The 24148-nt window shown below is 35.7% G+C and carries 26 protein-coding genes and 5 pseudogenes; 26 read left to right on the top strand and 5 right to left on the bottom strand.

The genetic code is table 11. The features are described 5' to 3' along the window. Positions 1-68 precede the first annotated feature (68 nt). The 9 genes and pseudogenes from H1D32_RS10415 (at position 69) to H1D32_RS10375 (ending at position 6422) form a co-directional block, all read left to right on the top strand. Positions 69-491: a DUF1284 domain-containing protein gene (locus H1D32_RS10415; RefSeq protein WP_261178215.1), complete on the top strand. Its 423-nt coding sequence runs from the start codon at positions 69-71 to the stop codon at positions 489-491. Positions 492-497: 6 nt separating this feature from the next. Then, positions 498-1370: a DUF1028 domain-containing protein gene (locus tag H1D32_RS10410; protein WP_261178214.1), complete on the top strand. Its 873-nt coding sequence runs from the start codon at positions 498-500 to the stop codon at positions 1368-1370. 229 nt (positions 1371-1599) lie between these two features. Then, positions 1600-2727 carry a conserved virulence factor C family protein gene (locus tag H1D32_RS10405; protein ID WP_261178213.1) on the top strand — a complete coding sequence of 376 codons (1128 nt, stop codon included), beginning with the start codon at positions 1600-1602 and terminating at the stop codon, positions 2725-2727. Between the two features lie 209 nt (positions 2728-2936). Further along, positions 2937-3437, top strand: a complete 501-nt coding sequence (locus tag H1D32_RS10400) for a redoxin domain-containing protein (protein ID WP_261178212.1) — start codon at positions 2937-2939, stop codon at positions 3435-3437. A 25-nt stretch (positions 3438-3462) separates the two neighbouring features. Further along, the gene (locus tag H1D32_RS10395; RefSeq protein WP_261178210.1) at positions 3463-3897 is read left to right on the top strand and encodes a glycine/sarcosine/betaine reductase selenoprotein B family protein; all 435 of its coding nucleotides are present in this window, start codon (positions 3463-3465) and stop codon (positions 3895-3897) included. Positions 3898-3924: 27 nt separating this feature from the next. Next, positions 3925-4170, top strand: coding sequence for a hypothetical protein (locus tag H1D32_RS10390; RefSeq protein WP_261178208.1), 246 nt, complete (start codon positions 3925-3927; stop codon positions 4168-4170). A gap of 160 nt (positions 4171-4330) precedes the next feature. Further along, complete coding sequence (locus H1D32_RS10385; protein ID WP_261178207.1) at positions 4331-4774, top strand: chemotaxis protein CheW; 444 nt, start codon at positions 4331-4333, stop codon at positions 4772-4774. A gap of 182 nt (positions 4775-4956) precedes the next feature. Then, positions 4957-5747 (top strand): annotated as a pseudogene (locus tag H1D32_RS10380) (PAS domain-containing protein); the annotation flags it as partial. A gap of 3 nt (positions 5748-5750) precedes the next feature. Beyond that, positions 5751-6422, top strand: coding sequence for an ATP-binding protein (locus tag H1D32_RS10375; protein ID WP_483861130.1), 672 nt, complete (start codon positions 5751-5753; stop codon positions 6420-6422). 73 nt (positions 6423-6495) lie between these two features. Here the strand turns inward: H1D32_RS10375 and H1D32_RS10370 are convergent, their stop codons facing one another. Then, the gene (locus H1D32_RS10370) at positions 6496-6762 is read right to left on the bottom strand and encodes a PGDYG domain-containing protein (RefSeq protein ID WP_261178204.1); all 267 of its coding nucleotides are present in this window, start codon (positions 6760-6762) and stop codon (positions 6496-6498) included. 141 nt (positions 6763-6903) lie between these two features. Here H1D32_RS10370 and H1D32_RS10365 point away from each other — a divergent pair, with 141 nt between their 5' ends. After that, the gene (locus H1D32_RS10365) at positions 6904-7047 is read left to right on the top strand and encodes a hypothetical protein (RefSeq protein WP_261178203.1); all 144 of its coding nucleotides are present in this window, start codon (positions 6904-6906) and stop codon (positions 7045-7047) included. Between the two features lie 46 nt (positions 7048-7093). Here H1D32_RS10365 and H1D32_RS10360 read toward each other — a convergent pair whose 3' ends face one another. Then, entirely contained in the window at positions 7094-7222 is a 129-nt protein-coding gene (locus H1D32_RS10360; RefSeq protein ID WP_261178201.1) for a hypothetical protein, read from the bottom strand. A gap of 298 nt (positions 7223-7520) precedes the next feature. Here H1D32_RS10360 and H1D32_RS10355 point away from each other — a divergent pair, with 298 nt between their 5' ends. After that, complete coding sequence (locus H1D32_RS10355) at positions 7521-8048, top strand: DUF420 domain-containing protein (protein WP_261178200.1); 528 nt, start codon at positions 7521-7523, stop codon at positions 8046-8048. A gap of 218 nt (positions 8049-8266) precedes the next feature. Further along, positions 8267-9142, top strand: a pseudogene (locus tag H1D32_RS10350) (radical SAM/SPASM domain-containing protein). An 847-nt stretch (positions 9143-9989) separates the two neighbouring features. Here the strand turns inward: H1D32_RS10350 and H1D32_RS10345 are convergent. Beyond that, the gene (locus tag H1D32_RS10345) at positions 9990-10400 is read right to left on the bottom strand and encodes a hypothetical protein (RefSeq protein ID WP_261178198.1); all 411 of its coding nucleotides are present in this window, start codon (positions 10398-10400) and stop codon (positions 9990-9992) included. A 620-nt stretch (positions 10401-11020) separates the two neighbouring features. On the opposite strand from H1D32_RS10345, the gene H1D32_RS10340 reads away from it, so the two are divergent. From H1D32_RS10340 to H1D32_RS10315, 6 genes and pseudogenes are all read left to right on the top strand, one after another. Continuing rightward, positions 11021-11680 (top strand): LysM peptidoglycan-binding domain-containing protein, encoded by a 660-nt coding sequence (locus tag H1D32_RS10340; RefSeq protein ID WP_261178197.1) that lies wholly within the window; start codon positions 11021-11023, stop codon positions 11678-11680. Positions 11681-11691: 11 nt separating this feature from the next. Beyond that, positions 11692-12000 (top strand): L,D-transpeptidase, encoded by a 309-nt coding sequence (locus H1D32_RS10335; RefSeq protein WP_261178260.1) that lies wholly within the window; start codon positions 11692-11694, stop codon positions 11998-12000. Positions 12001-12618: 618 nt separating this feature from the next. After that, the gene (locus tag H1D32_RS10330) at positions 12619-13563 is read left to right on the top strand and encodes a beta-ketoacyl-ACP synthase III (protein ID WP_261178195.1); all 945 of its coding nucleotides are present in this window, start codon (positions 12619-12621) and stop codon (positions 13561-13563) included. 25 nt (positions 13564-13588) lie between these two features. Further along, a pseudogene (gene fabF, locus H1D32_RS10325) lies at positions 13589-14826 on the top strand (beta-ketoacyl-ACP synthase II). Between the two features lie 384 nt (positions 14827-15210). Then, complete coding sequence (locus H1D32_RS10320; RefSeq protein ID WP_261178259.1) at positions 15211-16347, top strand: sensor histidine kinase; 1137 nt, start codon at positions 15211-15213, stop codon at positions 16345-16347. A gap of 166 nt (positions 16348-16513) precedes the next feature. After that, complete coding sequence (locus tag H1D32_RS10315) at positions 16514-17251, top strand: ATP-binding protein (protein ID WP_261178194.1); 738 nt, start codon at positions 16514-16516, stop codon at positions 17249-17251. A 137-nt stretch (positions 17252-17388) separates the two neighbouring features. On the opposite strand, the gene H1D32_RS10310 is transcribed toward H1D32_RS10315, so the two are convergent. Next, on the bottom strand, positions 17389-17799 hold the full coding sequence (locus H1D32_RS10310) for a TetR-like C-terminal domain-containing protein (RefSeq protein ID WP_261178193.1): 411 nt from the start codon (positions 17797-17799) through the stop codon (positions 17389-17391). Positions 17800-18101: 302 nt separating this feature from the next. Here H1D32_RS10310 and H1D32_RS10305 point away from each other — a divergent pair. The 8 genes and pseudogenes from H1D32_RS10305 to H1D32_RS10275 all read left to right on the top strand — a co-directional run bounded on the left by H1D32_RS10305 (position 18102) and on the right by H1D32_RS10275 (position 23270). After that, positions 18102-19225, top strand: a pseudogene (locus tag H1D32_RS10305) (RNA-guided endonuclease TnpB family protein). A gap of 136 nt (positions 19226-19361) precedes the next feature. After that, positions 19362-19624, top strand: a pseudogene (locus H1D32_RS25380) (DUF2975 domain-containing protein); the annotation flags it as partial. A gap of 9 nt (positions 19625-19633) precedes the next feature. After that, a complete protein-coding gene (locus H1D32_RS10300; protein ID WP_261178192.1) occupies positions 19634-19846 on the top strand; it encodes a helix-turn-helix domain-containing protein in 213 nt (70 codons plus the stop codon). A 183-nt stretch (positions 19847-20029) separates the two neighbouring features. Then, positions 20030-20590 (top strand): GNAT family N-acetyltransferase, encoded by a 561-nt coding sequence (locus H1D32_RS10295; RefSeq protein ID WP_261178190.1) that lies wholly within the window; start codon positions 20030-20032, stop codon positions 20588-20590. Positions 20591-20908: 318 nt separating this feature from the next. Then, positions 20909-21850, top strand: a complete 942-nt coding sequence (locus tag H1D32_RS10290) for a hypothetical protein (protein ID WP_261178189.1) — start codon at positions 20909-20911, stop codon at positions 21848-21850. 25 nt (positions 21851-21875) lie between these two features. Next, complete coding sequence (locus tag H1D32_RS10285; protein ID WP_261178188.1) at positions 21876-22655, top strand: GNAT family N-acetyltransferase; 780 nt, start codon at positions 21876-21878, stop codon at positions 22653-22655. Between the two features lie 36 nt (positions 22656-22691). Then, positions 22692-22979 carry a hypothetical protein gene (locus H1D32_RS10280; protein ID WP_261178187.1) on the top strand — a complete coding sequence of 96 codons (288 nt, stop codon included), beginning with the start codon at positions 22692-22694 and terminating at the stop codon, positions 22977-22979. Positions 22980-22982: 3 nt separating this feature from the next. After that, positions 22983-23270: a hypothetical protein gene (locus H1D32_RS10275; protein WP_261178186.1), complete on the top strand. Its 288-nt coding sequence runs from the start codon at positions 22983-22985 to the stop codon at positions 23268-23270. 583 nt (positions 23271-23853) lie between these two features. On the opposite strand, the gene H1D32_RS10270 is transcribed toward H1D32_RS10275, so the two are convergent. Further along, complete coding sequence (locus tag H1D32_RS10270) at positions 23854-24120, bottom strand: hypothetical protein (RefSeq protein ID WP_261178185.1); 267 nt, start codon at positions 24118-24120, stop codon at positions 23854-23856. Positions 24121-24148: the final 28 nt, after the last annotated feature.

Below are 24148 nucleotides of genomic sequence, written 5' to 3'. Positions count from 1 at the left end.
CACCAAAAGTATCGAAATAGTACTATTAGTTTGACAAAGAGTAAATATATTGTACTTTAGAGGTGCTTATGGAAAAAACATTAAGAGGACACCATTTATTATGTGTTCATGGATTTCAAGGGATGGGGTATAGCCCTGAATTCGTCATAAAAATGGGGTCAATTGTTGAGGACATTAGAAACGATGAAATAGACTTTCCAATTCGTGTTGTTGCCACACTAGATGATGCCTGTACCGCATGTCCTCACAATGGTGGAACCATTTGTGTGGCAAGCGTTGGGTCTGATCAACATGTAAAAACCATGGATCAAAAAGTGATTGAACATCTAAGGCTTGAAAAGGATAAACCATACCAAAAAAGTGATCTTTTAAAGTGGACAGCAAAGATGGTTAAACCCGATGACTTAGATTATTTATGTAAAGACTGTAGTTGGCTAGGGTATGGTGTGTGTAAATCAGGTATTGAAAAGCTAAATCAAACGAAGAGGTGATTTGCAATGAAACAAAAAGATCTTGTAGCCACTTTCTCCATTGTAGGTTTCGATCCGACCACGAAAGAATTGGGGATAGCAGTTCAGTCGAAATTTTTAGGTGTTGGGGCTGTAGTTCCTTGGGCCAAAGCTGGTGTGGGAGCTGTCGCAACACAATCCTATGCAAATACTACATACGGTCCAAAGGGGCTAGAGCTAATGGCCTCTGGCAAAACTGCGCAAGAAACAATTAATTTATTAACTGATGAGGATGAAGACCGAGCACTACGCCAAGTTGGAATTGTGGACGCAAATGGAAATGCGGCGACATTTACAGGTGATAATTGTTTTGATTGGGCTGGAGGAATTGCTGAAGAGCACTTTGCTGCTCAAGGAAACATTTTAGTTAGTGAAGAAACAGTAAAAGCAATGGCAGAAACCTTTAAAGGAACAGCAGGAACACTTGCAGAGCGACTGTTAGCGGCACTAGATGCTGCCCAAGAGGCTGGGGGAGATTCACGCGGCAAACAGTCTGCAGCACTTCTAATTGTAAAAGAAGAGGGTGGTTACGGCGGTTATAATGACCGAGCGATTGACCTTCGCGTAGATGATCACCCTGACCCAATAAAAGAACTGATTCGAATTTATGAATTACAACAATTATACTTTAGCAAACCAAAAGAGGGAGATGTAATTAATATTGACGAAGAGACAATGATAGAAATCAGTAAAGCCTTACAAACACTAGGCTATTTAAGAGTCGACGCCTGTAAAACTGAGGACTTTGCTGAAGCGTTAAACCAATTTATTCTCACTGAAAATTTTGAAGAACGTCAGCAAGAGAAGGGAAAGATCGACAAGAAAGTATTGCAATTTTTAATAAATAAAGTAGGGCAATAAGAAAAAGAGACTAAATCTGCAAAGGTTTAGTCTCCTTTTTTGTTCGATTTACGATTTAGGCTTCATTTTGTGGATTTGCTACAACAGTTTGGGCACATTTTTAATGTCTGCAAAAATATGAGTATTTCCTGGTTCTTCCCCCTAAGCTCTTGTCTGTAAGCAGGTTATTGGAGCTTACCTTTTTTATATGTTACGATCATTAAAGCATAAAGAAAAAGGAGTGACCGATTTGAAATTAGTTTCTATTGAACCTACACCGAGTCCAAATTCTATGAAAATAAATCTAGATACAAGCCTGCCAGAGAACCAATCCTATAATTTTAAAAAGGCCGAAAAAGAAAATGCCCCACACCATTTAAAAATGTTACTAGATATAGAAGGCGTTACAGATGTTTATCAAGTGACCAATTTTATCGCCGTCGGACGGCATCCGAAAGTTGATTGGAAGCTGATATTACCACAAGTGCGTGAAGCATTTGGTGAAACTGTTGAAGGTGTCGATCCTCAGCAAAACGGTCCTCAAGAAACATTTGGCGAACTAAAAGTGTTCGTCCATATGTTCCGTGGTATTCCGATCCAAATCAAAATTGAAGAGGGCGATGGGGAAAGACGTTTTGGTTTACCTGATCGTTTCAAGGAAGCTATATTAAAAGCACAATCGGCAGCAGAGAACCTCGTAAAAGAGCGCCAGTGGAAAGAATATGGCGTTCGTTACGGTGATATCGAAGCTGTTGCCGAAGAAGTGGTTGAGGAGCTTTCTGCAGCGTATGATCAGACTCGTCTAGACGAATTAGTGGCAGCTGCATTTAAAAAAGCGGACGAGCGGCCAAGTCGGGTAAAAATCTCTTCAGACGAAGTAGCAAAAGCATTTGAAAGTGATGATTGGAAAGTTCGTTATGCTGCTCTTGATAAGATGGACCCAAAACAAGAAGATATTCCATTGTTAGTCAAAGCATTACGCGATGAAAATACTTCAATACGCCGTCAAGCGGTTGTTTACTTAGGGATGATTGAAGACGAAGCTGTTCTCACATACTTATATGAAGGACTAAAAGATCGCTCTGTCACAGTCAGAAGAACTGCGGGTGATTGTTTATCAGACATTGGAAATTCCAAAGCAATTCCTGCGATAATGGAAGCCCTAAAGGATAAGAACAAGCTTGTTCGTTGGCGGGCTGCTATGTTTTTATATGAAGTCGGTGATGAAAGTGCCTTATCCGCTCTAAAAGAAGCGGAGGAAGACCCAGAATTTGAAGTAAGCCTGCAAATAAAAATGGCAATCAAGCGCATCGAAAACGGCGAGGAAGCTGCCGGGTCTGTTTGGCAACAAATGACAAACGCTAGAAAAACAGAATAATTTGCTCGGCATGGATAACATCCATGCTTTTTTTCTCGTCAATGCTCAAAAAAAGGGTGTTTTGTGCTTATCTTTGACAATAGATGAATTTCATAATTACCTTAATAGCAAAATAATAATTTTAGAATTTCATTAAATCTGAGGTTAATTAAAATGAAAGTGGCGATAATATATGATGTTACAAAAAGTATACGAAAGGGGAGTTTTTGATGCCTAAAGGAGCTCTTGAAACAAAAACACTTAAAGTCGGCGACCAAGCACCAGACTTTACGTTATTAGCTCACGGTGACCGCAAAGTTTCGCTAAGTGAATTTCGCGGCTCAAAAAATGTATTTTTAGTCTTTTACCCTCTAGATTGGACTCCAGTCTGAGGCGCGCAAATGCCTTCATACGAGGATGATCTTTCTCGTTTTGAGGAGTTTGATACCCAGGTCTTGGGTATAAGTGTCGATAGTGTCCATAGTCACAATGCATGGGCAAAATCAATTGGTGGGATTTCTTATCCGTTGTGCGCAGATTTTTATCCGCATGGGGAAGTATCGGAGAAATACGGTGTACTCAGAACAAACCCAGAAGAGCCTGCATATGGGGCTTCTGAGCGCGCTCTAATGATCATTGATAAAGAAGGAATCGTTCAGTTTATTGATGTCCATCCAATTGGTGAGCAACCAGATAACGAAGAAATTTTTGATGTGTTACGCAAGTTATAAAACATTGTAAATAAGGAGGTTGTGTATGGAACTATCGCGAAAAGCCATACCATATACACCTAACGATAAGCCGTTACATGAGTTAACGATTATGATCGTATCAACTTCAGGAGTACATTTAAAGGACCAAGAACCTTACAACACCGACCCAGCTGAAGGTGATGCAACGTTTCGAATTATTCCTGGAAATGTAGACCCAAAAGACTTAACAGTTACCCATTCCGCACCAAAAGACCATTATAATACCGACTATCCTAAAGAAGATATCAATTGTGTTTTCCCAATAGATCGACTAAGGGAAATGGTCGAAGATGGGGACCTTGGTGGTGTCGCTGAAAAGCACTTAACAATGATGGGTTATTCGATGCGCTTAAACAAAATTAATAAAGAAACAATTCCAGCCCTCGTCAAGGAGGTTGTTCGTTCAAAAGCAGATGCCGTATTATTAACAGCTGGCTGACCACTTTGTCATCGCACTGTAGTTACAGTGCAGCGTGGAATCGAAGCTCAAGGAATACCAACGTCACTCATCACTCTTGATGTCGAACAATCGAGTTTAATGAGACCACCAAGAGCTATTCATCCAATTGGGTTTCAGTTTGGTCACTCTTTGGGAAAACCAAATGATAAAACTACCCAAATGAAAGTGTTACAAGTTGCTCTTGAGGAATTAACGAAAAGGCAAGAACCTGGAAATATTCATAAGATTGATTTTCCTAGCTATAAACAGTAGCCTCCTATATGATAGTCACCCCATGAAAATAAATTCATTTGGTGACTGTCATTTTCATTATTAATCTTAGCGAGTTTTTTAATTTTTCGACCGAAGGTATTCTTATAACTAAAATAGTTTGATAGAATATGACTAATACATAGAGAGGGTTGAAGAATACATGAATACAAACTTCGTTTTATTTACGATTGATAGTGGAACATATGGCATAGATATTTCAAACATCATCTCCATTGAAAAGGTATCTGAAACTACACCGACGCCACAGATGCCTGATTACATGGTAGGAATTATTAATATTCGTGAACAAGTCATGCCGATTATTGATTGCAAAAAATTACTTTTTAGTCAATCAAGCGATATCAATGAAAATACTCGCTATATTCTAATTGAAACGAAACATACGACGATTGCCTTAATGGTCGAAAGCACCAACGAAATTATCAATTTTGACACATCACTTATTAAACCAGTTCATTTACTAGGCTCAAGCAACCAAACATATTTAGAAGGCGTAGTCTTATTGGAGGATCGAATTATTTCTATTATTAATACTACCGAACTAACTGCAGCGATTGAGGATCTTAAGAACATTCAAGCATAATAAAGCTATTGTGTGAAAACTCTGTACATAAAATGTACAGAGTTTTTTATTGAAATTGTGATAAATTATACAGACAAAGCAAAAATAGCGTTATTTTTTAAAGAAAACACTATAGAAATATTGTTTTTTCTGTTGCATAATAGAATTAACATAGTGTATTTAATAGGAAGTGAGGTAAACGGATGGATATAAATAATTCTCTTCATAATTTTGCCACAGATATTAAGCTGGCTTTAGATGCAACAACAATTATTGCCGTAACGGATCACACTGGCAAAATTATTTATGTGAATGATAAATTTTGTACCATTTCAAAATTTAGCCGGGCTGAGCTAATTGGACAAAATCACCGAATCCTTAATTCAGGCCATCATACAAAGCAATTCTTTTCAAATATGTACCGAACCATTTCCAAAGGGACTGTTTGGACAGGGGAGATAAGAAACAAAGCAAAGGATGGAACAATTTATTGGGTTCATACTACCATTGTTCCATTTTTAGATGACTCCGGTAAACCATATCAATACATTTCCATTCGAACAGATATTACAGATCGAAAAAATACGGAAGAAAATTTAAAAAACACTTTAAAAATATTAGCTAGTACAAATAAAGAATTGGCGGATATTAAATTTGCCTTAGATGCTTCTTCTATCTTAGCAATTACAGACAAAAAGGGGATTATCACCTATGTGAATGACACGTTTTGTGAAATCTCAAAATATAATCGTGATGAATTGCTCGGGCAAGACCATCGACTTCTGAACTCTAGCTATCATCCAAAAAGTTTCTTTAAAGATATGTGGAAGAAGATTGGTAATGGCGAAATTTGGAAAGGTGAAGTAAAGAATCTTACAAAAGATGGCAAAGAATATTGGGTCGATACGACGATTGTTCCATTTTAGATGATAACGGCAAACCTTACCAATATGTCGCCATCCGCAAGGATATAACCGATCGCAAAAAAGTAGAGGAAATGATACTAAGGTCTGAAAAGCTTGCCCTGATCGGTGAACTAGCGGCTGGGGTTGCCCACGAAATTCGAAATCCATTAACATCTTTAAGAGGTTATACGGAATTTCTAAAAGATGAGACAACAGAAGAAGAAAAACAACAATATTTTGATATTCTATTAGATGAAATACAGCGAATTGATTTTATTGTTGGTGAATTTATGCTTTTAGCAAAGCCAAAGGTTTTACAATTTAGTAACAAAAATGTAATTTCTACACTTAATCATAGTGTGAACTTCTTACAGACCGAAGCCAAATACAAACGCGTGACAATTTCAAAGCAATTCGAAGTTGACGAAGCAATCATTCAATGTGACGAAAACCAACTGAAACAAGTCTTCCTTAATCTAATCAAAAATGCGATAGAGGCGATGCCTAAAGGTGGAGATCTTAAAATCAATGTCAAAAAGGTATCAGGAAAAGTCATTATTGAGCTTGAGGATCAAGGGGTTGGAATTCCAAAAGAGAAATTACAACATTTAGGTGAACCTTTTTACTCGACGAAAGAACAAGGAAATGGTCTTGGCCTTATGGTTTGTTTCAAAATTATTAAAGATCATAAAGGAACCCTCGAGGTTGAAAGTGAAGAAAATGTCGGAACAACCTTTAAAATAATATTGCCACTTGTAAAATAACAATAACAACAGGAGTGAGGCTACATATCTTTCATCATACGTTGATGACTAGATAGTGTAGCCTCATTTCTGTTTAGTTTTGTTCCCCGGTTATGAGTTTTCTCTTTAACTTTCTTAACACTCTATACATCACGTTTTTCGCATCAGTATACGTTTTTACTGGTTCATATGTTTGTTCAAACGTTTCTGCGTTAACTGGATACTGAGCACCATCGGATTGAGTGATTAAATAATCCCCTGCATTTCCACTCATTTTCCCTTCAGCTGTTTGGATTGTTATCGGACTTGTAATTTTTACAGCCTCAACAACTAAGGGCTTTCTACGATACTTTGGCATCATTTCACACCTCCTTTGAAATGAATAGATCCCCCTAGGACAGATTATTCATTTTTTGGAAAACCGTGACAACTTCACCAAAAGTATATTACAAAAGCGTTTTGGGATAATGAATAAGGAAATACAAATGAATGAGGTGTGAGCATGAATAAAGATCCGTTTTATGAAAGTATAAACAATAAGAAAGAAGATCCACATAACATCGAAATTAGTGAAACGGGCTATGGATACGTGCCAGTTGATGCAGAGAAAGAAAATAATCCAAGAATTGAAATTGAAAAGGATTAAAAAGCTAGAAGCATCTCCTAGCTTTTATTTGAAGTGATTATATATATTAACTGGCCTTATAGCGGTCGTCCCATTTGACTCGCCATTTGTTTCTCCGTTCAATACGGTTCCCTTTATAAAGGTGCTTGTACTTTTTCCAATGCTTCTTCCAATCATTTCTACGTTGTGTTCTCATTTTGCAAAACTCCTTTAATGTCTATTCTAGTGTCATATAGAAAAACATGAACTCTTCTTTAAACAAACAGAGATTTTGTTTTTCTTACGCTATTATTCGAAAAATTACATTTTCTGATAGCTTATCTATTAAGTTCTTTTAACCATTGTCGAAACCTTTGACTTCCTTTGTCACATCCCCGCTTATAACGCTGTCGAAATATATGAGGTTAGAACTTGAATTAAAAGTCACCTTGTTTGATTTTTCGGTCTCACAAATAGTATGATCAAAAAGTAAATTAGATTTTGGAGGTTATCAAGTGGAAAGAAAAGTTCGAAATTATACGCCAGCTATTATTATTTTAACGATCATTATTAACGGGCTTGTTATTATTTTATCTGGAATGCCAAGACTTGAAATTGACCCAGGTTTTGATGTGAAAATCCTACCTTTAATCAATGCTATTTTAAATTCTTTTACATTCATTTTTTTAGTTGCTGCCTTGTGGGCGATTAAAAAAAGAAACATTGCCTTGCATACCAAATTTATTTATGCGGCATTTACGACAACTGCACTGTTTTTAATCACATATGTTGGACATCATGCCTTGTCTGAAGCGACAACCTTTGGTGGGGAAGGAATCCTAAAATCCATTTATTACTTCATCTTAATTACGCATATTGTCTTAGCTGCTGCGATTGTTCCACTTGCGTTAACAACCTTAGCCCGAGGCTTAAACCGTCAGGATGAAAAACACAGAAAAATTGCCCGCTGGACAATGCCGCTATGGTTATATGTAGCGATCACTGGGGTACTAGTTTATGTTTTAATTTCGCCATATTATTAAATGTGAAAAGTAAGCATGGGAGAAAATCTCATGCTTTTTTGATACCTTTCAAGAAGAGGAACTAAAATATTTTTTGGTCAAATAGTTCAACAGCTATTACCAGAGTTTTTTGACAACTTAGCTATACCTAACCTACCAATAGTTATCACTTTTATTTATCTAACTAATAAGGTATCATCCAATAGTATGAAATCAATCAGCAAGGAGAACAACTTCTCATGAAAACTTTTAAAAAGGTATATGTTGAAATTACGAGCATTTGCAATCTTGCTTGTAGTTTTTGCCCTCCTACAGAACGTGCTAAACAATTTATTTCTGTTGAACAGTTTACAGATATACTAGAGCAAATAAGACCACATACAAAATATATCTATTGCATGTTAAAGGGGAACCACTTTTACATCCAAAAATTGATCAGCTTTTAGACATAAGCCATGAAAAAGGTTTTAAAGTAAACATCACAACAAATGGAACGTTATTAAAGAAAGCAAAACATAAAATATTTTTAAAGCCTGCATTAAGACAAATGAATTTTTCTTTGCATAGCTTTGATGGTCACCCTGGGTCAACGAATAGAATCCAATACATTACTTCTGTTCTCGAGTTTGCCAAAGAGGCTGTAGCTAATAGTAAAATGATCGTGTCTTTACGCTTATGGAATTTAGACCAAGATAATGCAACCAACCTTGAAAAAATAGAAATCGAGAAGCGTTAGAAATTATTGAAAAAGAGTTTAATTTAGACTACCAAATTGAAGAAAAAGTTGTTCCAGGTAGCGGAGTAAAGATAGCAGATCGAATATATATCAATCAAGACCACGAATTTAAATGGCCGGCTTTACATGAAGAAGAAGATGACGGGAAAGGATTTTGTCATGCCTTACGAAGCCAAGCGGCGATTTTAACAAATGGAACCGTCGTTCCTTGTTGCCTTGATGGAGAAGGGGTTATTAATTTAGGAAACATCTATGATACTCCCTTTTCAGAAATAGTCGAAGGTGAGCGAGCAAACAATTTATATCATGGATTTCTAGAAGAGAAGCCGTTGAAGAATTATGTAGAAAATGCGGTTATCGAAAACGTTTTGGATCTTAGGAAAACAATACCTCACATTAACGGGTTCAGTTTTAAGAGGGAAAATGGGAATTCACGGGTGAAATAACCTGGAATGTAGCATTCCAATTCCAAACTAAAACAAAGAAATTAGCATACAAAAAATGCACAGATTTTTATATCTGTGCGTTTTTACTTATATTTTCTTGCCTTGTTGAATCAACGCTAGTAGAGTTTTACCACCCTTAATCACCTAAAAAAGTAAAAACAGTCTCGTATAAGAGTTTTACGACCCTCGATCGCCTAAAAAATGTAAAAAAACGGTCTCGTATAAGAGTTTTGTGACCCTTAATCACCTAAAAAATGTAAAAATCAGTCTCGTATAAGAGTTTTACGACCACTGATTACCTAAAAATTGTAAAAAACAGTCTCAAATAAGAGTTTTGCGACCCTTAATCACCTAAAATGTAAAAAATAGTCTCGTAAAAGGGTTTTGCGACCCTTAATCACCTAAAAAATGTAAAAAATAGTCTCGTATAAGAATTTCGCGACCCTTGATCGCCTAAAAAATGTAAAAAATAGTCTCATAAAAGGGTTTTGCGACCCTTAATCACCTAAAAAATGTAAAAAATAGTCTCGTATAAGAGTTTTACGACCACTGATTACCTAAAAATTGTAAAATACAGTCTCGTATAAGAGTTTTACGACCACTGATTACCTAAAAATTGTAAAATACAGTCTCAAATAAGAGTGTTACGACCTGTAATCGCCTAAAAAATGTAAAATACAGTCTCAAATAATAGTTTTACGCGTGAGTCTTAATCTCCTAAAAAATGAAAAAAAGGTCACGCAAAAAATTCTACATGCCTTTTCTCCATATTTTAATATATCACAATAAAATTTCAGTAATTATGGGTTCGTGTTCAGAGATTATGTCAATATGATGTTCAAAACAAGCTAATGAATAGTGTTTTACATTCTTTTCCTGCAACCTAAACTCCTTTTGGACATAATCAAGATAACTAGACTTTTTATAGATCCGAAATGACTCACCTTCAAATATTTGTTCATCGTTCCAAACAGTATAATCATCATATACTACTGAATATGTAATATAATTTGGAAAATCAATTTTAAAGGTTGTTACCTTACTATCAGGATGGGGGAAGATGAGTAAATCAGATGCATCCTTACTTCTGTTCACGATAACTCTTAACGCTACACCTTTCGTTCTTGGCTCAGATATACTCTCAAAGGAAATATTATAACCTAACTCTTTAACCAAGTCTGTAAACTCCAATATTCTTCCTCCTTTCTTCGATACTGTTATTCAACTCTTCTGCTACATAGTACCATAACAGCAGCAACAGCTTGTTCAACGATTGCACTTCGTTAATTCAGTAATAAAACTAATCACCTCGTTAGTTTTATTTATATTAACTATTATCTTATGACAAAAGTCCCTCTCGAACACCAGTAAAAATAGGTGGAATTTCATACAAAAACACTAGATTACTATAGAGATTTTGGTGTGTTTTATTGATTTAAAGTCCTATTTGTCAAAAACTGCAGAAATTAATGGATAAATGTGAAATAATTGCTACTATGTGCATAATAGTAGATTAACAGAAAGGGTGAAGCAAAGGTGGCTAAGCAAGAGATTTCACATCAGGGATACACACCACGCAGAAAAAGAAGAAAGTAAGAAAGAATCAATTTATTTTGCCCGTTTCTCTATTACTCCTCGTCGTTTTTAGTTTAGGAGTTTTTCAAGCGACCTAATTGCCTCCATGAGTCCTAGTAATACCATCTTGGATGAGACAGCCTCACATATAGATCAAAATCAGACAGAAGGGGGAATTATTAGCTTCTCTTCAAAATCAAGCGATCGAAGAAACGATCGAGAAAAAAACTGAATCGATGATTGAAGAAGCAAGCGAAGAAAAGCCAGAACCGTTGTCAGAAGTAAAAGAAGCCACTGATCGTCGTATCGAAAAACAACCAATTTCAGTTCAAAATTTGAAAGCAGAATTAGAGCAAGCGGCAAGTCCGAAAATTGTGAAAAATGATGTTCCTCAGCAGCAAGTCATTGCTCCTGATCAATCAGAGCCTGTACAAGATATAACAATCGAAACTCCATCAATAAAACCGAGTGCAAATAAAGTGATAAATCATGAAGTCCAAACAAACGAAACATTGTTCAGCATCACGATGAGATACTATCTTAATAGTAGCTATCAAGCAAAGGTTGCTGAATTTAATGGAATTACAAACCCGGCAACTGATCTACAAGTGGGAATGAAACTAAACCTTCCAGATCCACTAATCCTTGCTTTTCATGAAGTGAAACAAGGTGAGACACTATTTAGTATTACGATGAATTATTACCAAAGTGGTAGTTTTCAAGAGCAACTTGCTATATATAACGGAATTAAAGACCCAGCATCTGATATTAAAATTGGGATGACTTTACAAATTCCTAATCTATTAATCGTAAAGGTAGACAAAAACGAAACCTATCGGGTTTTGATTAATAAGGGAAAAATACACTTACGGTTTATCGCAACAATGAGACGTTAAGGACATTTCCAATCGCTACAGGAAAAGACCTCACGCTTACACCTGAAGGGACCTTTAACATCGTAAATAAGGTTGAAAAACCCTGGTATAATCCTCAAAATATTCCTGGCGGTGATGCACGCAATCCACTTGGAAGTCATTGGCTAGGCTTAAATGTTCCTGGTACAAAAGGCTATACCTACGGGATTCATGGTACCAATAATCCTTCTTCAATTGGGAGTTATGCAAGTCTAGGCTGTATAAGGATGCACAATGCCGATATTCAATGGCTTTATCAAAATCTACCACTTCAAACCACAGTCGAAATAGTAGCAAACTAAAAGACTGTTTTCGTAAACTAAGTTGCTTTTAGGTCGTCTTTTGAGAATAAGTAAGCTTCTTGGGACAAATTTATTTATCCCAATGGCTATTTATTCTCAAAAGCTTCACGCAAAGCGTGAAGAACCAAGCATTCGCTTGGTTACGACCTAAAAGCTAAAGCAACAATCTTTTAGAAAGGTCTTTTCGCAAAGTTTGTTGCTTTCGTAAAAATACTAAGATTTCACAACATATTTAGCAAGTAGCGCTCTTTTCTTACTCAATTTATTGAGTGATATCTTCATCTAAGGAATTTTTTCCAATTATTTTACGTTAAAAAGCCACAATGTTTACGAAAAGAGCCTATAGAAAAGAGCGTAATAAAAAGATCGCAGCTGTAGATAAATCTATTGCTGTGATTTTTTATTTACAGGAGTCTGTCGCGTTCCATTTTGTAATCGGTATTTGCACCAATATTACCTATTAAATTCATGCAACACCCTCAAGTTTGGTTGAGAAGTATAGTGTCCTCATGTTGATAAATTCTACTTTTTTAATTGTACTTTTTTTTCAGATCTGTTTACGGTAATATATAGGGTAGATGTTATGACCTAGTCATAAACGAAAGCAAAGGTGATGAAATGAAATGTGTAGGTATAATTGGAGTTGGCTCATATGTTCCACAAAATGTTGTGGCTAATTGCGATTTAGAAGCTTTAATGGACACAAATGATGAATGGATAAAATCAAGAACTGGAATCGAAGAACGCCGAATTGCACCAGAAGGTACTGATACATCGGATATGGCAATTATCGCAGCCAAAAACGCATTAAAAAATGCTTCACTAACTGCAAGTGACATTGACTTAATAATAGTTGCAACTGCAACACCAGATTATGTATTTCCTTCTGTCGCTTGTATGGTCCAAGAGGGATTGGGTATTCCAAATATCCCAGCGATGGATCTAAGTGCAGCGTGCTCAGGATTTGTTTATGCTGTTGTGACTGGTAAGCAATTTATTGATTCCAATACATACAAAAATGTTTTAGTCATTGGTAGTGAAAAGTTCTCAAAAATCATTGATTGGACAGATCGAAATACGTCCGTTTTATTCGGAGATGGCGCTGGTGCCGTGATCTTAAGCGAGGTTTCAAAAGGGCGAGGAATCCTAGCTTTTGAGATCGGAGCGGATGGTAAAGGTGGTAAGCACCTATTAGTAGACAATAAAACAAATTTCGTGACGATGAATGGTAGAGAAGTATTCAAATTTGCTGTAAGACAAATGCCTGAATCGAGTTTGTCAGTCGTCACCAAAGCAGGCTTAACGACTGACGATGTTGATTTTCTTGTACCACACCAAGCGAACATCCGGATTATTGATGCTGCCAGAACAAAGCTTGGTTTAGATAAAACGAAAGTATCAACAACCGTTACAAAACATGGAAATACCTCCGCGGCTTCAATCCCTTTAGCCTTATTTTCAGAAATTGAAAATGGAAAAATAAACGATGGTGATGTCATTGTCATGGTTGGTTTTGGTGGCGGCTTAACATGGGGTTCGATTTGTTTACGATGGGGGACATAAATTTTACCGAGGGGAGAATAAAAAAATGAAAAAAAGAGTTGTTGTCACAGGTATAGGAGCCGTAACACCAGTTGGAAATGATGCTTCAACTACATGGGAAAATATTAAGAATAGTGTTTCTGGAATTGGACCACTTACTCGTATCGATTCAGAAAGATTTACGGTAAAAGTAGCAGCAGAAATTAAAGACTTTAAACCTGAAGCATTTATGGATGGAAAAGAAGCTAGGAGAATGGGACGCTATACTCAATTAGCGATTGCTGCAAGTAAGATGGCTATTTCAGATGCTGGGGTAACAGTTGGACAAGATGTTGCTGCCGAACGTATTGGGGTTTGGATTGGCTCAGGTATTGGCGGATTAGATGCCTTTGAAGAGCAGCATAAAAAGTTTTTAGAAAAAGGACCGAAGCGCGTAAGCCCATTTATCATCCCAATGCTCATTCCAGACATGGCATCCGGAAGAGTGTCAATTGAACTTGGAGCAAAAGGAATTAACAACTGCTCAGTGACTGCATGTGCATCAGGAGCAAATTCAATCGGGGATGCATTTCGAACGATTCAAAATGGCGAAATGGATCTAATGATTACCGGTGGAACAGAATCAGCGATTACCGAAATGACTATCGCTGGCTTTTCAAATATGACTGCCTTATCAACAAATCCAGATCCAAAAACAGCTAGTCGTCCTTTCGATAAAAATCGCGATGGCTTTGTTATCGCTGAAGGGGCAGGAATTATTATTTTAGAGGAATTAGAACACGCGTTGGCTCGTGGCGCTAAGATTTATGGAGAATTAGTAGGCTACGGAGCAACAGGTGATGCTTATCATATTACAACTCCTGCACCAAACGGCGAAGGCGGGCAAAGAGCTATGAAACTAGCTATGCAAGATGCTGGTATTACGCCAAAGAAGTCGATTACATCAATGCTCATGGTACTAGTACTCATTACAATGATTTATATGAAACCAAAGCGATTAAAGAAGTGTTTGGTGATCATGCCTATAAATTAGCCGTTAGCTCAACCAAGTCAATGACAGGACATTTATTAGGAGCAGCCGGTGCTATTGAAGCCATTTTTTCATTGCTAGCCATCAAAGAAGGGGTAATTCCTGCTACTATTGGGTATCACACACCTGACGAAGAGTTAGATTTAGATTATGTTCCAAACCAAGCAAGACAAGCCGATGTCAACGTCGTATTGTCCAATTCCTTAGGGTTTGGTGGACATAATGCTACATTAGCATTTAAAAAATATAATTAATATTTTTCTAAGAAAGGTTAGTTCGCTATGGCGTGCTAATCTTCTTTTTTTAGATCGCTTCTTTCTGGATCTACCAAACGACCACCATAAACCAAATTTTCTATAATATGTAAAAAAACATTGACGATTTCGTGAACTATCCATTGGACGCCAAATTGCGACAAAAATTCTTCCTAATCCTATGATAAGTTTTAAAAGTCTTATATTTTCATAGTGAGTAGGTAGATAAAATGTTTAAAACTCTTCGCTCGAAATTATTATTTCTCTTTTTATTGACAACATTTTCATCACTTTTTTAATTGGTTTTATTTCCTATCAGTCGCAAAAAGAAGTTATGACAAAGCAACTTGAAAAATCTTTTTTTATGTTTTCTGATGGTTTAGCATTAATGTAGACGATTTAATCCGTGATTTAACAAACGAAGTACGATATTTAGCGGAAAATCCAATTATTAAAGATCCAAATTCAAGTGCAGAGGATATTAAAAATGAATTTACTCAATTTACCAAACATTTCCCTTATTTTAATGACGTTATCTTTGTAAACGTAGATGGTATCGTTACCGTAGACATGCTAGATGGCGTAGTAGTCGGTAATGATTTTAGTGAAAGGGGATGGTTTCTTAAAACCAAAGAACGTGGTGTCTATTTTTCTGATGTCTATCATACGCCTGTTTTAAATAAACCGATCTTAGTCATGGCAGCAGTAGTAACAGATGAAGACGAGAATATCATTGGTATAATTAGTCCAGCCTTTCAAATTGAAGAACTATGGCGTAGAATTTTCGAACATTCAAATTTGCAGAGTAGGGTTGGGATTAATAGTTATGCTTTTCTTTTTAACGAAGAAGGAGCAATCATTGCCCACCCTGAAAATAATAGTAACTTCCTTGAGAATTATTTGGTAAGGAAAAGCATTGAAATACAACATGTTAATGAAATGGTAAAAGAGAAACGACTATGTTTTAACGAAGATGATCAGGAAGTAAGTGCATTTTCAAAGATAAATACAAGCACCTCATTTGACCATAATTGGTATTTAGGAGTGTCGGTTTCCGAGACAGAGTTTTTTTCACCACTAAAAAGTCTTCTCTATCAGTATTTTTTTATTTTTGGAATTTCGTTGATTATTACAACATTTGCTATTGTTAAGCTTTCGAGTTATATCATCGTTCCGATAGAAAAATTAATCTCTGCTACATCTGATGTGGCAGTCGGAAACAAGCTTAAGCACATTGAAGTAAATTCCTACAGAGAGATTAATAAATTAAGTGAGAAATTCAATTATATGATTAAAAAAGTCCAAGATCGTGAAGAAGAACATAAAAAATCTACGTTAATTCTAGAAACCACTGATAATGGGATAATCGCAATCAATAAACAAACAATGGTAATTACAACTTTTAATAAAACGTGTGAAGCCATTTTTGGAGTTAGTAAGGAAAATATCATACACAAAGATATCTTCGAAGTAATGGAACGATATCCAACGATCAATGCTTTTTTGATCAATCAAATTTGATTAAGAGCATGATTGAAGGACCAATAGATCTTTATAATGAATTTCAATATTCAATTGACGATAAGACAAGCTACTTTGTGTAAATTTACGAGAACTACCTAATATTGCTTCAAAAGAGGGATCAGAGGTTTTAATTGTTCTTAAGGATCTAACAGAAATAAAAATTATGGAAAATGAAATAGCACGTTCAGAAAAACTTAAAGTTATTGGTGAGCTATCAGCGAGCTTTGCTCATGAAATTCGCAACCCATTAACTACTATACGAGGTTTTATTCAATTATTAGATACTAACCAAGACCAGATCTTTTCAGAGAACAAATACTATAAAATTATTCTTCATGAAATAGATCGTATCAATGGGATCGTCACTGATTTGATGAATATGGCGAAACCAAATGGAGATAATCAGTACGAACTTACAAATGTTAATAAAATTTTAGACGATATAATATTATTATACGACGGGCAAAATTCGTTTAATAAAGTAACGATCCAAAATTACCGAGATACAACCATTCCTCCTTTTTTTGCTTATGGAAGTAAATTAAAGCAGGTATTTATTAATTTAATCAAAAATGCTTTTGAAGCAATGCCTGATGGAGGATTACTATCCATCAAAACTATTTACTATAAAGAAGAAAATATAGTTGAGATTATCTTTACTGATACAGGGTTTGGAATGGATCAGAATACACTGTCAAAACTTGGAAAGCTTTATTTTACTACAAAGTCTTCTGGGACAGGACTAGGTCTACCGATGTGTTACATGCTAATTGAGGATATGGGGGGAACAATACAGGTTACTAGTGAACGTGGGGTAGGCACAACTTTTACCGTTAGAATTGATATCCACGCTGCTTCTTATAACTCTCAAGAAAATCTGGTAAGGTCAATCGCTATCTAATCATTGATAAATAACCAGTTAAGTGGTTGTATTAGAAAACGATAGGTGCCAGTGATTAATTATACTAGGTTCACCCTAAAAATTTCCTTTTTGGAGCGTAGCGAAATCCTTGGTTACGCTCCAAAACAATTGTGGTGTTATTTATTGATTAATACAACTGGCGTATGAAAGTTAAATATTTGAATTAGCTGTTCGGCCATCATGATAGGAGATTCTTCAAAATCGCTTTTCACCCACTCTAAAATTAAACCAAAAATCCCGTAAGCTCGGTAGGTAATAAAATGTTCAATCTTAACGTTTAGACACTCTTGATTTTGTTGAAATACCATATCAGTTTTTAATAAACTTATGATTGTCTCCAATATTTTTTCTTGAAAGCCTGGTAAAATATTGGAGTTTAGCATTAGTTTATAGAACTCGGCATTCTCTAGTATGTAGTCAAATATAGCTATTGTCGATGGGGAGAGTGAATGTAGATCAATGTAGTTCACATTTTTATAAGGAGTTTGAAAAGCATTTACTAACCCTGCGATCATCTCATCTACCATTTCAGTTACTAGTTCCTCTTTTGTCTCATAATGAGCATAAAATGTTCCTCGATTACAATCGGCTAGATTGACGATTTCGGTAATTTTTATCGACTGGAAATCTTTTTTGTCATTAAAACAAACAATGCATTTTTTAACAACTTATAGCCAGAATTCTCCTTCCTCAATCGCGTTAGCGGTAGGTGGGAGATGAATGGCTCTTTTTTTTTATTTGTTTTGGAAAAGAAAAAGCAAAAACAAAGACAACTAGACATAGTTTTGATAAAATAAACCTTAGAACATACGTTTGGAGGTGGCTTGATATGGCTAAAAAGAACAAAGCATTCAAATTTCGATTATTTCCAACAGAAGAGCAGTTGGCTCTATTGAAGAAAACCTTTGGTTGCGTACGTTTTGTGTACAACAAAATGCTGAATGATAGAATCGAAACCTACGAACAGTTCAAAGAGAAGAAGGATGAATTATTGAAGCATAAACATCCTACGCCAGCTAAATACAAAAAGGAATATCCATTTTTGAAAGAAGTGGATAGCCTTTCTTTGGCAAACGCTCAAATGAACTTAGACAAAGCCTATAAATCTTTCTTCAAAAAAATGCAAAGTTTCCAAAATTCAAAAGCAAAAAACATAAACAAACGTATACAACTAATGTTGTGAACGGGAATATTGAAATTTTGGATGGTCATATCAAGTTACCTAAAATGAAATGGGTCAAACTTAAACAACACAGAGAAATACCAGTAACACACCAATTAAAATCTGTAACAATTTTGATGACTGGTTCTGGAAAGGTCTATGCATCAGTTCTGACTGAATTTGAAGAAACTGTCGAAAAAGTCGAACCGAAAAACGTTGTTGGTTTGGATTTTTCAATGACTGATATGTACGTGACAAGTGATGGTGAGAGAGCCAATTACCCTCGCTTCTATCGTCAATCTCTCGAAAAATTAGCCAAAGAACAGCGTGTTTTGTCACGCCGGAAAAAGGGCTCCAATCGTTGGTATAAACAAAAGAAGAAAATAGCGAAACTACAAGAAAAAACCGCCAATCAACGTCGTGATTTTCTTCATAAAAAGAGTTATGCTTTAGCTAATAATTACGATGCCGTTGTTGTTGAAGACCTTAATATGAAGGGCATGTCAAAGGCTCTAAAATTTGGGAAAAGCGTGCTAGATAACGGTTGGGGTATGTTCACTACATTCTTAAAGTACAAATTTGAGGACCGAGGGAAGGCATTTATCAAGATTGATAAATGGTTCCCTTCTTCAAAGACGTGTTCAAGATGTGGCGAAGTCAAAGAACAACTATCACTTTCAGAAAGAATATATAAGTGTTCTTGTGGTCATGAATCTGACCGTGACGAAAATGCTGCAAAAAATATTGAAAACGAAGGAAAAAGACTACTTTCAGAAACGAAAGTAGCCTAGTTGATTATAATTTCGAACCGCTGGTTCAACGGGGATAGCTCGGTCAATTTGGGTGGCTAGTAAAAGCACCTATTATTCGAGAAGCCCCCACTTCAAAATTCGTTAGAATTTAAGTGGCGGGTAGTTCACGCTTTTAAGTTATATAAAAACAGAAAATGCCTTCTCAGAATTAGCAGTTACTACGTTAAATAAGATTAGAAACTATGCAGTAACAATCACACTCTTGTACGTGATAGGATTTATTCTACTTATCTCACAGAATGCTTTGCATCCGGGAATTGCCATTGTAGGGATAGCCATCGTTTTACGGCTTTTACCATTTCACTCTTTGCTGCTATTCTTCAGGAACTATTGAAAAGTGCATTAAAGATAAAATTAGAAAACGATTTAACAGTCTGAGGTGATACCGTGGCTATAATCATTAATATTGATGTGATGCTAGCAAAAAGAAAAATGAGTGTAACAGAACTATCGGAGAGAGTTGGCATTACGATGGCCAATTTTTCAATACTCAAAAATGGAAAGGCGAAGGCCCTTCGATTGTCGACCTTAGAGGCTATCTGTAAGGCCTTAGACTGCCAACCGGGTGATATTTTAGAATATAGAAGTGAAAAAAATTAAACACATTTACAATTTAAAGACGCTCATTTGAAGCGTTTTTTGTTTGCTAATTTTTATAGTTCAGTTTCACTCTCTATTTTTGGAATTTTATGTTAACATTTAAATTGGATGGTTTTAGGGCTCATTTTTGGTACATCGAACCACCTTACAACGCCAAACAAGAGGATGAGACTGGGGGATAAAATGTTCATAGAAATGCATCAAATTGCAATTCGTAGAATGAAAGATAATCATGACGATTTCACCTTATTATTCAAGTGGCTGACTAATTCAGAAGTACTAACTTACTATGAGGGAATAAATTCTAATTTTACCCTTGAAAAGATTATCCAAAAATATCAACCACGGATAAGAGGCGAGCATTATGTTACTCCATGCATGATTGAATATCTGAATACTCCGATCGGCTACTTACAATATTATCAGCTACAAGTTACAGATATAGAGCACTATGAAGCTAACAAGAATGGTCATGAGTACGGTCTAGATATTTTTATTGGAGAAACAAAATTTTGGAATAAAGGTCTAGGAACGCTGGCATTAAAACAATTAATTCACTATCTATTTACAGAAAAAAAAGCTACAGACATATATATAGACCCACAAATAAAAAACACAAGAGCAATAAGAAGCTATGAAAAATGTGGTTTTAGAAAAGTTAAAGTACTTCCGAAACATGAACTACATAACGGGGAGTATGAAGATTGCATGATTATGAGACTTACAAGCAAAGATTTCATTTAAAGTTTCACCCATATTCAATGGTTCGAAAAGAGATAGGTTAATAGAGATGGAAACGATATCCATGTGGAAAATTTGACTAAATCATTTGAATGGTTTTAAACCAATTATAGAGTAGAACTCACTTTTAGATATCAAAATCATGCTTTTATTACTAGATGAACGGGAGTAAGTTTGGAAGAAAAACGAAACTTCATAATTGGATAATCGTACAAATAATTTAGGAGTTGAAAACCTACATGATCGACACAATCCAAATACGAAATATCACACAAGAAAACATTTGTTAGTTCGTTCAATATAAGATAGGGAGTGATCATAATGTTTACTGACTTAAATAAAGACCTTGAGGAAATTAAAGAAAGACAATGGAAAAAACGTAAGTACGAAGAACACCTGACAAGGGCAAAGAATTACCTACAGGAAGAAAAGCGAAAGGCGGAGACTTTAAAGAGTCAACTAATGAAAGAGAAGAAAGATGTCGATAAATTAGAGAGAGTCTCATTGTCGAATATTTTTTATACAATTATCGGTAAAAAGCTAGAAAAACTAGATAAGGAACAACAAGAGGTACTAGCAGCAGAATTAAAGTACGAAGAAGCACTAGAAACAATGAAGGAAGTGGAGGAGGAAATTGCCGTTCTCTCATCACAACTTGAATCTGTTAGACATGCAGATCGAGACTATCAACTACTTTTAATCGAGAAAGAAAAGCTTATTCACGATGAAGCATCTATTTGGAGTGACCAACTATATGAGTTGTCCGATAAGCAAGCGGATTTAAAAGCTTCATTAAAAGAATATCAGGAAGCGATTGTTGCTGGAAATAGTACGTCTTTAGCTCTTTCAACTGCATTAACGTCATTAGATAAAGCTAGAAACTGGTCAACCTGGGATATGATTGGTGGCGGAATGATTTCAACAGCTATTAAACACGGCCATATCGATGATGCAAAAAATTATGTACATCAAGCGCAAACACGTTTACGTCTTTTTCAGGAGGAATTAAAGGACGTGATCAATCACGATCATATAGATCTTCAATTCAGCGGGATGTTAACATTTGCTGATTACTTTTTCGATGGTCTAATTGTTGACTGGGTCGTCCATGGAAAAATTACTGACTCAATCAAACAAGTTGAATCAACAAAAGCTACAGTTGATCGACTTCTCAGACAGCTTTTAGAACAACAAAATAAACGTGAGATCGAATTAAAGCAAATTGAGATCGAAAGAAAACAAATTCTTGAAACGGCTAAATAACTGTCAAGAAAGTTGAGGATAAACCATGGAAAACATAATGGATAAGCTAATGCAAATGGAAGTCGAATATGTAAAGAATTTCTCAAAAGTAATCGAGACTGATCATGCACTATTATTTATTGATGAGGCTATACCCGACATGTACACTCACAATTACGTCTTTTATCAATCCGCTAAAGGCTTAGTTGAATACATTGAAAATGAGCTTAGAAATCAGGAAACAAAAGACAAAGGATTTTTTCGAATTGAGACTCCTTATCCAATCAGTGAAGACCTGTTAGAAAAATTATCGATAAAACCTGAAGTGTGTATATATGATTTCATGTGGATTAACACAGTGAATCACGAAAATATCGGCGGCAATCCTAATTGTTCAATTTTAAATGCAGACACAAAAAAGGTAATAGAAGATGGCATACGTGTAGATATCCAGGCAAACACGGATGGAATGGGACTTGACTTTGCTGAGCGGAGGATAATAAGGAAAGCTTTGGCTTACAACGATCTCGAGAAAGCAGTTCAACTATTTGTTTGTTATAGCGAAGGAATACCGATAGGGAATATTGAATATATGCCATTTAATGAAATTGTGAAGTTAGAAGACTTTAATATCCTCGAAGATTACCAAAAAAAAGGCTTTGGAACATCTGTTCTTAAACATTTAGTAGCAAAGGCATTCAATGAAGGAATAGATTATGCATACTTAATTACTGAACAAACAGATACGGCAAAGGAAATGTACAAAAAATGCGGCTTCGAAAAAGTTGGCGAAAAGACAGAACTTATGTTTTTGTTTCAAAAGTAATTTCCCCGATTATTAATAAGAAAAGGAGAGGGTTAGATGTCTTTACTTGTTGCATCTGCTGTTTTAGTAGTGTCAGTTAGTATAAGTTTTATCTTAAGTTTCGGTATGTACAAACATCGAAAATACATTGTTTGGGGAATATGTACGATTTTTGCAATTGCTCCTTTCCTTACCTGGATTTTTTCAACATTATACGGAGTGAGAGAAGGCAGTGGATTTGCATCAATTGCTCTGATGATGATCATGTTTCCAATATTAATCATAATAGGAATTGTCATTCTTTTCGTGGGGATTTACCGCTTAAAACTGAATAATGGAGGATAAAACATGAAAAATATTATTATGCTAACTTTATTACTATTATTTCTTGGATCTTTGATAGCTTGTAGTGACCAAACGGCCAAAGTAGAAGACCCACAAGAGGATATATTAGACGTCGTTAGAATAAAGGAAAAAATGGATATCGGCTTAACAGAAATAGAAATTGAAAGTCTATTAGGGAGTGAGTATACAAAAGTAAAAGCTCTTATGACGATAGCATACTTTGGCGATTTGATCTTGGAACAAATTCCGAGTACGAATCCCCTGATGATGAATATGATTTTGGCGATCTAGATGGCTTGAAGCTAGGTACAATAAACGTTCAATTATTTATTAGCTGGGATTCTGAAAATAAGGTAAGTTCGTACTCGATCATTTACTTTAACGAGGAGGACTCAAAAGTATATAACTATCGAGTATTCCCCAATGGAGAGGAAAAAGAAGAAGCGATCACGGAATAATGGTGAAGATGCGGATAGGAATGTAGGAAATATCTGTTTAAAAAAGGCTGTTTTCGTAAACTTTGTTGCTTTTTAGGTCGTCTTTTAAGAATAAATAAGCTTTTTGGGACAAATTTATTTGTCCCAATGGCTTATTTATTCTCAAAAGCTTCACTCAAAGCGTGAAGAACCAAGCATTCGCTTGGTTACGACCTAAAAGCTAATGTTTATAAGGGGCTAAGCGACTGTTATTCCCACATAGGAGAAATCTATGTGACCAATAACTGTAAAAATCGGTCGCATAGACGAAAAAGCCCAAATCTCCTAATTAGTGTGAACTACCCACCACTTAATTTTCTAACTAAAATTTGAAGTGGGGATCTTCTGGCTAAAATGATAAAATTCTGCACCATACAAGGCCGATTACTTAAAAGTTACTACTCCATCATATCCTCGACAAACTGTGGATCATCCAACAAAGAGCCTAGTAAACTCGAACATCCATGCATACAATATTGCCATTCAAAAGTTCCAGGACGATATCCTAATGATAAACACTTTTTTCGGCAGCGTTGAACTGGTGCTGTAATTTTGGGAAGATCTAGCTTATAGGGGTCAAATTGATAAGGATTTGGATAAGGGTAATATGGAATTGGGGAAGTGTGATAAAACACAGGTACAGACCGATACGGATAATAATACATCTAAAACCTCTCATTCAATGTTTTTCTT

The sequence above is a fragment of the Anaerobacillus sp. CMMVII genome (assembly GCF_025377685.1).
Lineage (GTDB): Bacteria > Bacillota > Bacilli > Bacillales > Anaerobacillaceae > Anaerobacillus.
Note: the sequence above shows the minus strand (reverse complement) of the source record. Positions and strands in the feature narration are given on the sequence as shown.

Bases quoted from the DNA above. Each gene is read 5' to 3' on its own strand.
- H1D32_RS10415 (WP_261178215.1), top strand. From the start codon at position 69: ATGGAAAAAACATTAAGAGGACACCATTTATTATGTGTTCATGGATTT.
- H1D32_RS10410 (WP_261178214.1), top strand. From the start codon at position 498: ATGAAACAAAAAGATCTTGTAGCCACTTTCTCCATTGTAGGTTTCGAT.
- H1D32_RS10395 (WP_261178210.1), top strand. From the start codon at position 3,463: ATGGAACTATCGCGAAAAGCCATACCATATACACCTAACGATAAGCCG.
- H1D32_RS10385 (WP_261178207.1), top strand. From the start codon at position 4,331: ATGAATACAAACTTCGTTTTATTTACGATTGATAGTGGAACATATGGC.
- H1D32_RS10375 (WP_483861130.1), top strand. From the start codon at position 5,751: ATGATACTAAGGTCTGAAAAGCTTGCCCTGATCGGTGAACTAGCGGCT.
- H1D32_RS10370 (WP_261178204.1), bottom strand. From the start codon at position 6,762: ATGATGCCAAAGTATCGTAGAAAGCCCTTAGTTGTTGAGGCTGTAAAA.
- H1D32_RS10365 (WP_261178203.1), top strand. From the start codon at position 6,904: ATGAATAAAGATCCGTTTTATGAAAGTATAAACAATAAGAAAGAAGAT.
- H1D32_RS10360 (WP_261178201.1), bottom strand. From the start codon at position 7,222: ATGAGAACACAACGTAGAAATGATTGGAAGAAGCATTGGAAAAAGTAC.
- H1D32_RS10340 (WP_261178197.1), top strand. From the start codon at position 11,021: ATGATTGAAGAAGCAAGCGAAGAAAAGCCAGAACCGTTGTCAGAAGTA.
- H1D32_RS10330 (WP_261178195.1), top strand. From the start codon at position 12,619: ATGAAATGTGTAGGTATAATTGGAGTTGGCTCATATGTTCCACAAAAT.
- H1D32_RS10315 (WP_261178194.1), top strand. From the start codon at position 16,514: ATGGAAAATGAAATAGCACGTTCAGAAAAACTTAAAGTTATTGGTGAG.
- H1D32_RS10310 (WP_261178193.1), bottom strand. From the start codon at position 17,799: ATGGTAGATGAGATGATCGCAGGGTTAGTAAATGCTTTTCAAACTCCT.
- H1D32_RS10295 (WP_261178190.1), top strand. From the start codon at position 20,030: ATGTTCATAGAAATGCATCAAATTGCAATTCGTAGAATGAAAGATAAT.
- H1D32_RS10290 (WP_261178189.1), top strand. From the start codon at position 20,909: ATGTTTACTGACTTAAATAAAGACCTTGAGGAAATTAAAGAAAGACAA.
- H1D32_RS10285 (WP_261178188.1), top strand. From the start codon at position 21,876: ATGGAAAACATAATGGATAAGCTAATGCAAATGGAAGTCGAATATGTA.
- H1D32_RS10280 (WP_261178187.1), top strand. From the start codon at position 22,692: ATGTCTTTACTTGTTGCATCTGCTGTTTTAGTAGTGTCAGTTAGTATA.
- H1D32_RS10275 (WP_261178186.1), top strand. From the start codon at position 22,983: ATGAAAAATATTATTATGCTAACTTTATTACTATTATTTCTTGGATCT.
- H1D32_RS10270 (WP_261178185.1), bottom strand. From the start codon at position 24,120: ATGTATTATTATCCGTATCGGTCTGTACCTGTGTTTTATCACACTTCC.